Below are 12,473 nucleotides of genomic sequence, written 5' to 3' on the forward strand. Positions count from 1 at the left end.
GCGCGGGCAGCGCGTCGGGACGGGGCCTCCGCTCACACCAGGCGGTTGGTCCAGAACAGGCTGAGGACGGCGCCGAGCAGCACGACCAGCACGCCGGCCCGCACGAACCAGGGGCTGATGTCCTTGGGCTCGGTGGTGTAGCCGATCTGGCTGCCCAGGTCGCTGTAGACCTCCTCCAGCTCCTCGACGCTGGCGGCCTCGCTGAAGCTGCCGCCCGTCTCGTCGGCGATCCCCTCCAGCGCCGCCCGGTCCACCGGCACCGGCACCCGCTCGCCGTCGATGTCGAGGGTGCCGTAGTCGGTGCCGAAGGCGATCGTGGAGACGGGCACCCCCGCGGCGCGGGCCGCCTCGATGGCCTGCGAGTCGTCGCGGCCGACGGTGGTGGTGCCGTCGGACAGCAGCACGATGCGCGCCGGTGGGGGTTCCTCGCCGCTGGTCTCCAGGGACGCCTGGAAGTTCTGGATCGCCGCCAGCGAGGTGAAGATCGCCTCGCCGATGGCCGTGGCCTCGGCGAGCTCCAGGTTCTCGATGGCGATGGCCACCTGCCCCCGGTCGGTGGTGGGCGGCACCACCGTCGTCGCGGTGCCGGCGAAGGTCACCAGACCCAGGTTGATCCGCTCGGGCAGCACGTCGACGAACTCGGTCGCCGCCCGCTGCATCGCCCGGAACCGCGTCGGCTCGACGTCCTCCGCCTCCATGGACAGGGAGACGTCGACGGCCATGATCACGGTCGCCCGCTCCCGTGGCACCTGCACCTCGGTGCTCGGCACCGCGAGGGAGACGACGAGGGTCGCCAGGCCCAGGGCGACCAGCCCGAACGCCAGGTGCCGCTTCCAGCCGGGCCGCTTCGGGACCAGCGAACTCAGCAGCGAGACGTTGGTGAATCGGGCCGCGTACGCCTTGCGCCGCAGCTGCAGCACCACGTAGACGGCCACCAGCGCGGCGACCACGAGCAGGGCCAGCAGCCACCACGGTGACTGGAAGGTCATCGGGAGGCCCCTCCGCTGCCGGCACGCCGGCGGTCGGCGACGAAGCGGACGACGTCCATGAGCCAGTCACGGTCGGTCCGCAGTTGCAGGTGGCCGGCCCCGGCCCGGCGCAGCGCCGCGGCCACGCCGGCCCGCTGGGCGGCGGCGCCCTCGGCGTACCGGGCGCGGAACTCGGCGTCGCCGGTCGGCACCTCGAGGGTCTGACCGGTCTCGGGGTCCACGACGGTGAGCAGCCCCACGTCGGGCAGCTCCAGCTCGCGCGGGTCGAGGACCTCCACGGCCAGCAGGTCGTGCCGGGTGCCCAGCGCCCGCAGCGGGCGCTCCCAGTCGCTGTCGCCCAGGAAGTCGGAGATCACCACGACCAGGCCCCGCCGGCGCGGCGGGCGGCGCAGCGTCTCCAGCGCCGCGGCCAGGTCGCCGCGGCGGCCGCTGCCCGCCCGCGGCGTGGCCACCACCGAGCGGAGCAGCCGCTCGGCAGCCAGCCGGCCCGGCATCGCCGGGTACCGGTCCACCCGCTCCCCCGTGGTGACGACCGCGCCCAGCCGGTTGCCGCCGTGCACCGTGAGGTGCCCGACCGCGGCCAGCCCGGCGATCGCGAGGTCGCGCTTCTGACAGTTCGCGGTGCCGAAGTCCAGGCTGGCCGAGAGGTCGACCACCGCCCAGGTCTCCAGCTCGCGGTCGGCGATCGTCTCCCGGACGTGCGCCACCTGGGTGCGGGCGGTCACCGGCCAGTCCATGCGGCGCACGTCGTCGCCGGGGTGGTAGGTCCGGGAGTCACCGGCCTCGCTGCCCGAACCGGGGACCAGCCCCAGGTGGTCGCCCTGCAGCAGGCCGTCGAGCCGGCGGCGCACGGTGAGCTCCAGCCGGCGCAGCAGCACGTCGGCCGGCCCGTCGGCGAAGCGCGGCGGCGCCCCGTCGTCCCCGCTTCCCGAGCCGGGCGCCGCCGGGTGCAGCAGCAGCCCCGGGTGCTCGGGCGCGACCGACGGCGGCTCCTCCCGGCGACGGCGGCCGATCACGTCCGCTGCGACCCGGGTGTGGCGCCGTTGCCGCCGTGCTGCGGCGCGGCCGCACCGCCGTGATCACCGTGCGGCTGCTGACCGGGCCCCTGGGGCCCCGGGCCGTACTGCGGCCCGCCCGGCGCCTGCGGGCCGTGCTGACCCCACGGCGCCCCCTGCGGCATGCCCTGCGGTGGCCCGAAGAACGGCCCGCCCGGGCCCGGCGGCACCGACGGCCCGCCCGGCGCACCCGGTCCGCCACCCGAGGCGCCCTGCCGGGGCGCCACCTGCGGCAGCGGGACCGTCTGCACGATCCGCTTGACGATGTGGTCGGCCGGCACGCCGTCGGCCAGCGCGTCGTAGGACAGCACCAGGCGGTGGCGGAGGACGTCGGCGGTGACGTCGAGGACGTCCTGCGGGAGCACGTAGTCCCGGCCGCGCACCAGCGCCAGGGCCCGGCTGGCCGCGATGAGCCCGAGCGAGGCGCGCGGGCTCGCGCCGTAGGACACCCACGTGGCGACGTCGTCCATGCCGTGCTCCCGCGGCGCCCGGGTCGCCACCACCAGGCGGACGACGTAGTCGACGAGGGCGTGGTGCACGAACACCTCGGAGGCCGTGCGCTGCAGCCGGCGCAGCTCGTCGGGGCCGAGCACCGTCTCCGGCACCGGGGGCCGGGAGCCCATCCGGTAGATGATCTCGCGCTCCTCCTCGGTGCTGGGGTAGTCCACCAGCACCTTCATGAGGAACCGGTCGCGCTGCGCCTCGGGCAGCGGGTAGACGCCCTCGGACTCGATCGGGTTCTGGGTCGCCAGCACCAGGAACGGGTCGGGCAGCGGGTGGGTGACCCCGCCGATGGAGACCTGCCGCTCGGCCATGACCTCCAGCAGCGCCGACTGCACCTTCGCCGGCGCCCGGTTGATCTCGTCGGTGAGCAGGAAGTTGGCGAACACCGGGCCGAGCTCGGTGTCGAACGTGTCCTGGCCGGCCTTGTAGATGCGCGTGCCGATGATGTCGGCCGGCACCAGGTCGGGGGTGAACTGCAGGCGGGAGAAGGTGCCGCCCACGACGGTCGCCAGCGTCTCGACGGCGAGGGTCTTGGCGACGCCGGGCACGCCCTCGAGCAGCACGTGCCCCCGCGCCAGCAGCGCGACCAGCATCCGCTCCACCAGCCGGTCCTGCCCGACGATGACGCGCTTGATCTCGAACAGCACCCGCTCCAGGCGGGCGGCGTCGACCGACGGCGGCACCGGCGCCTGCGGGGAGGTGGGCAGGCTCTCGGTCGGTGTGCTGGCAGCGCTGGACACGTGGCTCCCTGGTCGGCCGGGCCGCGACCACCCGACTCGGGCAGGCCGTCGACGGGGCGCGGTGTCGTCCCGGCCCCCGCCCAGTGTCCTACACCGGCGGGGCGGGCCGCCGGAACGCCGACAGCCGCCCACGGGCCGCTGTCGCACCGCCGCAGGCGGGGCGCGCAACTCCCTGCCCGGCGACCGCGCGGACTGCTAGCCTGACCGTGCGTCGGGCAGCTCCCCCCGTGGCTGCCCGACGCCTTTCTCTGCCTCGTGCCCGGTCCCCGCCGGCGGCGGCTCAGGCGCTCGGTCGCACCGCGCCGAAGTACGTGCTGCTCGAGGTGCGTGCTGCCGCGATGGTCACGTGCTTCCCGCGGTCCGGCGCCTCGATCACCTGCCCGCCGCCGATGTAGATCGCCACGTGGGTGATCGACATGTAGTCGCTCCGGTCCCCGCCCCAGAAGAGCAGGTCACCGGGCTGCAGATCGGCGAGCGCCACCTGCTTGGTGCGGTTGAGCCACCACTGGTCCCGGCTGGTCCCGCCGATGGCGATGCCGGCCCGGGCGTAGGCGTACTGGGTGAGGCCGGAGCAGTCGAAGCCGAAGATCGCGGTGTCCGGCGCGATCCCGTTGCTCGGGCCGTTGCTCCCGCCGCCACCCCACGAGTAGGGCACACCGAGCTGGGAGCGCGCCGCGGCGATCGCCACCGCGGCCGCCGACGCCGACGGGGCACCGGCCGAGCCGCCCGGGGAGCGAACGGGCGACGGGCCGGACGGCGCGGGGGTGGCCACCGGCGGGGCGGGGGTGGTCACCGGCGGGGCGTGGGTGGGCCGCGGCGCGGGAGCGCGAGCGGCGGCATCCTGCGCGGCGGCCTGCCTCGCGGAGGCGGCCTGCGCTGCGGCCCGGGCCCCCTCCAGGCCGTAGAGGATCTGCTGCGCCTGCTGGAGCTCCGCCTGGAGCTGGTCCTCCTGGGCGTCCAGCGCGTCGGCCTGGCGGCGGGCCGACACCTCCTGGGACTGCGCGCTCGCCAGCAGGTCGGCCGCCTGCTGCTGGACTGCCGCGGCCTGCGCCGCGGTCTCGTCGGCGACCTCGCGGGCGCCCGCCGCCTGCACCTCCAGGACCGTCAGCTCGGCGACGACCTCCGTGCGGTTGGCGCCCGCGGCTTCCAGCAGCGCCGAACGCTCGATGAGCTCGGCCGGACCGCTCGAGCTGAGCAGCGCGGTGATGCCCGGAGAGGTGGAGCCCTGCATGTAACTGGCCCGCGCGAAGGAGGCGACGTCGTCGCGTCCCTGCTGCAGGTCGGCGGCTGCCCGGGCCGCCGCGGCGGCCGCGGCGTCGGCGGTGTTCCTGGCCGCGTCGTACGCCGCCTGCTTGTCCTCGTAGTCCTGCAGCGCGATCAGCGCCCCCTGGTGGGCGGCCTCGACCTCGGCCCGCGCCTGCGCCAGCTGGGCGCCGATCTCCCCGACCCGGGTGGCGGCATCGGCCTTCGCCCGCTCCGCCGCGCTCAGCTCGGCGGCGCTGGGCGACCGCGGCGCGGCGCCGGCCGACGACGGGGTCAGGCCGATCGCCACGGCGGCGACGAGCAGCGCGACCGCCGCCCGCAGCGCTGTCCGGCCGTTGCCGCGCCCGCCCCTCACGCACGGGGAACCGGTACCACCGTCCCGCACCGTGCCCATCCGCGTCCCGCTGCCCACGACCTGCCTCTTCCCGACGTCCGCGGGACGCCCGGACGGGCGCCCCGTGGAGGCATCGGACGGCACCGCAGCACCGTTGAGGAGGTCTCACCCGCACGGGTGAGAACACCCGAGCGGGTGACGACGGCCCCGCGCTCGGGCCCGCGCGGCGCGGGCCCGAGCGTTGCGCTCAGTTCACCCGGCGCTCGGCACCGGCCCAGAAGTCCTCGCGCAGCTTGAACTTCTGGATCTTGCCGGTTGCGGTGCGGGCCAGCTCGTCGCGGAACTCCACCCGCTTCGGCGCCTTGTACCCCGCGAGCCGGGCCTTGCAGTGGGCGATGATGTCGGCCTCGGTGGCCTGCTCCCCCTCGGCGAGCACCACGATCGCGGTCACCATCTCCCCCCACTTGTCGTCGGGGATCCCGATGACGGCGACCTCGGCCACCGCCGGGTGGCTGAAGACGACGTCCTCCACCTCGATCGAGGAGACGTTCTCCCCGCCGGTGATGATCACGTCCTTCTTGCGGTCGGAGATGATGACGTAGCCCTCGTCGTCGATGCTGCCGCCGTCCCCGGTGTGGAACCAGCCGCCCTCGAGCGCCTCCGCCGAGGCGTCGGGGTTCTCCCAGTAACCGGCCAGCACGGTGTTGCTGCGCGCCAGCACCTCACCGCTGTCGCTCACCGCCATCCGGGTCCCGATCGACGGCACGCCGGCGCGCGACAGCCGCTTGGCCCGCTCCTCGGGGTCCAGCCCGTCGTACTCGGCGCGCGGCCGGTTGATGGTGAGCAGCGGCGCGGTCTCGGTCAGGCCGTAGATCTGGTTGAACTCCCAGCCCAGCTCGGCCTCGACGCGGGCGATCGTCCGCGACGGCGGCGGCGCCCCGGCGACGATGATCCGCACCCGGTCGCGCCCCGGCACCTCGCCGTCCCAGTCGGCGGCGGCCTCCAGGACGGCGTTCCAGACCGCCGGGGCCCCGGCCATGATCGTCACGCCGTGCTGCTCCACCCGGCGCAGGATCTCGGCGCCGTCGACCTTCCGCAGCACCACCTGGCGGGCACCGACCCCGGCCATGGCGTACGGCAGGCCCCAGCCGTTGCAGTGGAACATCGGCAGGGTGTGCATGTAGACGTCACGGTCGCTGATCTGCATGTGCATGCCGAAGGTGACGGCGTTGACCCAGATGTTGCGGTGGGTCATCTGCACACCCTTGGGGCGGGCGGTGGTGCCGCTGGTGTAGTTGATCGTCGCCGTCGCGTCCTCGTCCGGCTCCGACCACGGCCGCGGCTCGCGGTCGAAGCGCAGCAGCTGCTCGTACTCCTCCCCCGTGCCGAACCGGTGCTCGGCGCGCACCCCCTTGAGCGACGTCTCCAGCTCCGGGTCGACCAGCAGCACCCGCGCACCGGAGTGCCCGACGATGTACTCGACCTCCTCGGGCTGCAGCCGGAAGTTGATCGGCACCGCGACCCGGCCCGACGACGGCACCGCCAGTAGCACCTCGAGCAGGCGGGCGGCGTTGTGGCTGACGATCGCCACCCGCTCCCCTTCGGCGATGCCCAGCCCGTCGAGCCCGGCCTGCAGGGCGCGGCCCCGCCGGGCCACCTCGCGGTAGGAGACCTCGCCCAGCGACGGCGCGGGCTGCGCCGGCTCGTCGACGATGCCGACGCGGTCGCCGTAGACCAGCTCGGCGCGGTCGAGGAAGTCGCGACTGGTGAGGGGCACGCGCATGCCGGCTCCCGGGGTGCAGGGCCGGAGCAGGCCGGCCGGTCCAACGTGGTCCCCGTCACGTTATCGGTCGGCAGGGAGGACGACGAGCGGTCGCCGTCGACGATCAGGCGACCTGATCGTGGAGCGTCCTCCCGCACCGTGCACCGTGAGGGAGGACGCCGTCAGCCGGCCGCGACCAGCCTCGGCATCGCCGTCCCGATCGGCTCGCGGACGACGAGATCGGCGACGTCGTCGTACGGCGTGGGCTCCGCGTTGACCACCACCACGCGGGCCCCGTGCCGCACGGCGACGTCGACCAGCCCCGCCGCCGGGTGCACCTGCAGCGAGGTCCCGACCGCGAGGAACACGTCGCAGTCACCGGCGGCCGCCACCGCGGCGTCGACCACCGCCGGCTCCAGCAGCTGCCCGAAGCTGATCGTCGCGGACTTCAGGATGCCGCCGCACGACCGGCAGGGCGGATCGGGCTCCCCCGCGGCCACCCGGTCCAGCGCCTCCTGCATCGTCGTGCGTTCGCGGCAGCCCAGGCACTCGACCTCGTGGACGGTGCCGTGGATCTCCACCACCCGGGCCGGGTCCGAGCCCGCCGCCTGGTGCAGCCCGTCGACGTTCTGGGTGACCAGGGTGCGCAGCCGGCCCTGCCGCTCGAGGTCGACCAGCGCGGCGTGCCCGGCGTTGGGGCGCACGTCGAGCGCGCCCATGTCCCGCCGCATCAGCCAGGCCCGGCGCCGGATGTCGGGATCGGCCACGTAGTACGACAGCGTCACCAGCTTCTCCGCGTCCGGATCGCGCGTCCAGACGCCGTTCGGGCCCCGGTAGTCGGGGATGCCGCTGTCGGTGGAGATGCCCGCGCCGGTGAGGACGGTGATCCGGGAGGCGGCGGTCAGCCAGCCGGGCAGGGGTTCGGGGACGACGTCGGTCACGCCCGCAACGGTAGGGCCGCACGACCGGCGCCCGCGCGCACCAGCCGCCCGGCCGGGGGCGCCAGCAGCACGACGGCGCAGGCGTAGGCGGCCCCGAGGAGCGTGTCGACGACGTAGTGCTCCCCGGACCACACCAGGACCACCGGCATGAGCACGGCGTAGGCCACCAGGCCGGCCCGCTGCCAGGCGTGCTGGGCCGAGGACATCAGCACGACGCACATGAGGACGGCGAAGGCGGTGTGCAACGAGGGGACCGCGGCGACGAGGTTGACCTGCCCCTGGCCGGTGTCCAGCAGCACCCCGGCGCGGGGCAACCCGAGGACGGCCCAGCCGGCGCTGCTGATCCGCTCGACCGGCTCGATCACCCCCTGCTTGGCGGCCAGCCAGGGCGGGGCGGCCGGGTAGAGCACGTAGGTGACGAGCCCGGCGAGGGACAGCGCCACGACCAGGCGGGCGCAGCGCACCCAGCGCTCGCGGTCGCGCAGCCACAGCACCGCCAGGACCACGGGGGTGAGGACGAAGTGGCTGCTGTAGACCAGCGTCGCCAGGGCCTTCCACCAGTCGGCCTGCACGTGCTCCTGCAGCCACACGGTGGGCAGCACCCCGCCGGTCAGCCACCGGTCCGCGTCGGCCACCTCACGGACGTGCACCGGCATGCCGAGCCCGTCGGCCAGCCCCCGGGTCGCGTCGTACGCCAGCAGCACCGCAACCAGCGGCAGCCAGTCCACCAGCAGCCGCACCAGGCGGCGCCAGCCCTGGGTGACCGAGGTGACGGCCAGCCCGGCCAGCACCCAGCCCAGGAGGACCACGCGGTCGGTGGGCAGGCCGCGCACGGCGCAGGTGAGCACGAACGCCAGCAGCAGGCCCGCCCAGAGAACGGCGGCGACCAGGCGGGCGCGGCCCGAGGCCCCGGCGACCGCGGTCGTCGGCACCGCTGTCGGGGCCGCCGCGAGGGCGGGTGCTGCTGGGTCGACCGCGGTCATGGCGCGGGACGCTAATCGCGCGGACCGGCCGGGAGCAGGCGGCCGCGAACGGCACGCCGTCCGCCCGGGTTCGGTGGGGCCGCTGCGGCGGTAGCGGCGGGCGGGACGCAGTCGCGGCCCGTTCCCCCAGCAGCGGCCGCCGGTGTTTCGCCGACCGTGACGCGGGTCACGGGGTGAAGGAAGGGTCGCCTGACTCGGTGGTCCCGGCTACGAACTGGGATGATCGGGTGTGGTCAACGAAGCGCGATGAACCACGAGGGGTAGGCGCAGAGCAGTGGCAGCCAGCAAGGACAGCTTCGGAGCCCGGGCGACGCTCGACGTCGACGGCACCGAGTACGACATCTACCGGCTCGACGCGGTGGAGGGCGCGGAGAAGCTGCCCTTCAGCCTGAAGATCCTTCTCGAGAACCTGCTGCGCACCGAGGACGGCGCGGACATCACCGCCGACCACATCCGGGCGATCGCCAACTGGGACCCGTCGGCCGAGCCCGACCAGGAGATCCAGTTCACCCCGGCCCGCGTGGTCATGCAGGACTTCACCGGTGTCCCCTGCATCGTCGACCTCGCCACCATGCGCGAGGCGATGGCGGAGCTGGGCGGCGACCCGCAGAAGATCAATCCGCTCGCCCCGGCCGAGCTGGTCATCGACCACTCGGTGATCGCCGACATCTTCGGCACCGAGGACTCGTTCCAGCGCAACGTCGAGATCGAGTACGAGCGCAACGGCGAGCGCTACCAGTTCCTGCGCTGGGGCCAGGGCGCCTTCAGCGACTTCAAGGTCGTCCCCCCGGGCACCGGCATCGTCCACCAGGTCAACATCGAGCACCTGGCCCGGGTCGTCTTCCCGCGCCCCGAGGGCGACCGCGTCATCGCCTACCCCGACACCTGCGTCGGCACCGACTCGCACACCACGATGGTCAACGGCCTGGGCGTGCTGGGCTGGGGCGTCGGCGGCATCGAGGCCGAGGCCGCGATGCTCGGCCAGCCGGTCTCGATGCTCATCCCGCGCGTGGTCGGCTTCAAGCTCTCCGGCCAGCTCCCGGAGGGCGCCACCGCCACCGACCTCGTGCTCACCATCACCGAGATGCTGCGCGAGCACGGTGTGGTCGGGAAGTTCGTCGAGTTCTACGGGGAGGGCGTCTCGGCGGTGCCGCTGGCCAACCGCGCCACGATCGGCAACATGAGCCCGGAGTTCGGCTCCACCGCGGCGATGTTCCCCATCGACCAGGAGACCATCACCTACCTGAAGCTGACCGGCCGCTCCGAGGAGCAGGTCAAGCTCGTCGAGGCCTACGCCAAGGAGCAGGGCCTCTGGCACGACCCGTCGCGCGAGCCGGCCTTCTCCGAGTACCTCGAGCTGGACCTCGCCACCGTCGTCCCGTCGATCGCCGGGCCCAAGCGCCCGCAGGACCGGGTGGCGATCACCGAGGCGAAGCCGGCGTTCCGCACGTCGCTGGCCGACTACGTGGCCGACGACGAGACGGGCGGCGAGGACCGCAAGCCCGGCGTTCCCGGTCACGAGCAGCCCTACGGCGTCGAGTCGGCGGCCGACGAGGCCTCGGCCGAGTCCTTCCCGGCCTCCGACCCGGTCAGCCCGTTCGCGCACGGCAACGGGGAGGCCGGCAAGCCGAACCACCAGGTCATCCCCGACCGCGTCCCGGACCGCCCGTCCAAGCCCACCCGGGTGGTCATGGAGGACGGCACGGAGACCTACGTCGACCACGGGCACGTCGTGATCGCCGCGATCACCTCGTGCACCAACACCTCCAACCCACAGGTGATGATCGGCGCCGCGCTGCTGGCGAAGAACGCCGTCGAGCGCGGGCTGACCAGCAAGCCGTGGGTGAAGACGACGCTGGCCCCCGGGTCCAAGGTCGTCATGGACTACTACGAGAAGGCCGAGCTCACCCCGTACCTGGAGAAGCTGGGCTTCTACCTGGTCGGCTACGGCTGCACGACCTGCATCGGCAACTCCGGTCCGCTCCCGGAGCCGGTGAGCCAGGCGGTCAACGAGGCCGACCTCGCCGTGGTCTCGGTGCTCTCGGGCAACCGGAACTTCGAGGGCCGGATCAACCCCGACGTCAAGATGAACTACCTGGCCTCGCCGCCGCTGGTCATCGCCTACGCCCTGGCCGGCTCCATGGACGTCGACCTGAACAACGACCCCCTGGGCACCGACGCCGACGGCAACGACGTCTTCCTGCGCGACATCTGGCCCTCCCCGCAGGAGGTCCAGCGGGTCATCGACCACGCGGTGTCCGCCGAGCAGTTCGGCCGCAGCTACGAGGACGTGTTCGCCGGCACCGAGCAGTGGCAGAACCTGCCCACCCCGACCGGCGACACCTTCGAGTGGGCCGAGGACAGCACCTACGTCCGGCGTCCTCCGTACTTCGACGGCATGCCGGCCGAGCCCGCCCCGGTCGAGGACATCGCCGGCGCGCGCACCCTGGCGGTGCTCGGTGACTCGGTGACCACCGACCACATCTCGCCGGCCGGTTCGATCAAGGCCGACTCCCCCGCCGGGAGGTACCTGCGCGAGCACGGTGTGGACCGCCGCGACTTCAACTCCTACGGCTCGCGCCGCGGGAACCACGAGGTGATGATCCGCGGCACGTTCGCCAACATCCGGCTGCGCAACCAGCTGGTGCCGGGCACCGAGGGTGGCGTCACCAAGAACCACCTGACCGGCGAGACGACGACGATCTACGACGCCTCCCGCGCCTACATCGACGCCGGCATCCCGCTGGTCGTGCTGGCCGGCAAGGAGTACGGCTCGGGCTCGTCGCGCGACTGGGCCGCCAAGGGCACCGCGCTGCTCGGCGTCAAGGCCGTCATCGCCGAGAGCTACGAGCGCATCCACCGCTCGAACCTCATCGGCATGGGCGTGCTGCCGCTGCAGTTCCCCGAGGGCCAGAACCGCGAGTCGCTCGGCCTGACCGGCGACGAGGAGTTCACCATCACCGGGATCACCGCCCTCAACGACGGCGAGATCCCGCGCACGGTGAAGGTGAAGGCGGGGGACGTGGAGTTCGACGCCCGCGTCCGCATCGACACCCCCGGCGAGGCGAACTACTACCGCAACGGCGGGATCATGCAGTACGTCCTGCGGTCGCTGCGGGGCTCTGCCGCCTGATGGACCTGGGCCTGGGCGGTCGCGGATACCTGCTCACCGGCGCGAGCCGGGGGCTGGGGTTCGCGACCGCCCGGGCCCTCGTCGACGACGGGGCCCGGGTGCTGGTCAGCTCCCGCTCCGCCGACTCCGTGGACGCCGCCGTCTCCGCCCTGGGGACGGCGGCATCCGGCGTCCCGGCCGACCTCGCCGACCCGGACACCGCCGAGCACCTCGTCTCCTCGGCGCTCGAGCGGCTGGGGCGGGTCGACGGCGCGCTGATCTCCGTCGGCGGGCCGGCCCGGGGGCAGGTGCTGGAGACGACGGAGGCCGACTGGCGGGCCGGGGTGGAGAACGTCCTCCTCGGTCCGCTGCGGCTGGTCAGGGCGCTGGTCCCGCACCTGGCCGAGGGGGCGTGCATCGGGTTCGTCCTCTCCACGTCGGTCCGGCAGCCGATCGGCCACCTGGCCATCTCGAACGGCCTGCGCCCGGGTCTGGCCATGACGGCCAAGGCGCTGGCCGACGAACTCGGGCCGAAGGGGATCCGCGTGGTCGGGCTGATGCCGGGGACCATCGCCACCGACCGGATCACCGAGATCGAAGCGGCATCCCCGGATCCCGCCGCCATGCGGGCCCGGACCGAGGCCTCGATCCCCCTCCGCCGGGTCGGGCGACCGGAGGAGTTCGGCCGGGTGGCGGCGTTCGCCCTCTCCCCCGCCGCCTCCTACCTGACCGGCACCATGATCGCCGTCGACGGCGGCGTCACCCGCGCGCTGTGATCGCACCCGACCAC

9 protein-coding genes are annotated in these 12,473 nt (G+C 74.0%); 2 read left to right on the forward strand and 7 right to left on the reverse strand.

Annotated elements, in window-relative coordinates:
• Positions 1 to 32: 32 nt before the first annotated feature.
• From ACI79K_RS01925 to ACI79K_RS01955, 7 genes are all read right to left on the reverse strand, one after another.
• Complete coding sequence (locus ACI79K_RS01925; protein WP_456598822.1) at positions 33 to 989, reverse strand: VWA domain-containing protein; 957 nt, start codon at positions 987 to 989, stop codon at positions 33 to 35.
• Positions 986 to 2,005 carry a DUF58 domain-containing protein gene (locus tag ACI79K_RS01930; RefSeq protein WP_456598823.1) on the reverse strand — a complete coding sequence of 340 codons (1,020 nt, stop codon included), beginning with the start codon at positions 2,003 to 2,005 and terminating at the stop codon, positions 986 to 988. The genes ACI79K_RS01925 and ACI79K_RS01930 overlap by 4 nt, the downstream gene beginning before the upstream one ends.
• Positions 2,002 to 3,288 carry an AAA family ATPase gene (locus ACI79K_RS01935; RefSeq protein ID WP_456590364.1) on the reverse strand — a complete coding sequence of 429 codons (1,287 nt, stop codon included), beginning with the start codon at positions 3,286 to 3,288 and terminating at the stop codon, positions 2,002 to 2,004. The genes ACI79K_RS01930 and ACI79K_RS01935 overlap by 4 nt, the downstream gene beginning before the upstream one ends.
• Before the next feature lie 280 nt (positions 3,289 to 3,568).
• A complete protein-coding gene (locus ACI79K_RS01940) occupies positions 3,569 to 4,906 on the reverse strand; it encodes a C40 family peptidase (protein WP_456590363.1) in 1,338 nt (445 codons plus the stop codon).
• A 226-nt stretch (positions 4,907 to 5,132) separates the two neighbouring features.
• A complete protein-coding gene (locus tag ACI79K_RS01945) occupies positions 5,133 to 6,668 on the reverse strand; it encodes an AMP-binding protein (RefSeq protein ID WP_456590362.1) in 1,536 nt (511 codons plus the stop codon).
• Between the two features lie 161 nt (positions 6,669 to 6,829).
• A complete protein-coding gene (locus tag ACI79K_RS01950) occupies positions 6,830 to 7,588 on the reverse strand; it encodes an SIR2 family NAD-dependent protein deacylase (protein ID WP_456598824.1) in 759 nt (252 codons plus the stop codon).
• Positions 7,585 to 8,571, reverse strand: coding sequence for a phosphatase PAP2 family protein (locus ACI79K_RS01955; protein WP_456590360.1), 987 nt, complete (start codon positions 8,569 to 8,571; stop codon positions 7,585 to 7,587). Before ACI79K_RS01955 ends, ACI79K_RS01950 begins: the two co-directional genes overlap by 4 nt.
• 274 nt (positions 8,572 to 8,845) lie before the next feature.
• Between ACI79K_RS01955 and ACI79K_RS01960 the strand changes: the two genes are divergently transcribed.
• Both ACI79K_RS01960 and ACI79K_RS01965 read left to right on the forward strand, forming a co-directional pair.
• Entirely contained in the window at positions 8,846 to 11,704 is a 2,859-nt protein-coding gene (locus ACI79K_RS01960) for an aconitate hydratase (protein ID WP_456598825.1), read from the forward strand.
• Entirely contained in the window at positions 11,704 to 12,459 is a 756-nt protein-coding gene (locus ACI79K_RS01965; protein WP_456590358.1) for an SDR family oxidoreductase, read from the forward strand. Before ACI79K_RS01960 ends, ACI79K_RS01965 begins: the two co-directional genes overlap by 1 nt.
• Positions 12,460 to 12,473 lie beyond the last annotated feature (14 nt).

This window comes from Blastococcus sp. SYSU DS0616 (genome assembly GCF_054051015.1).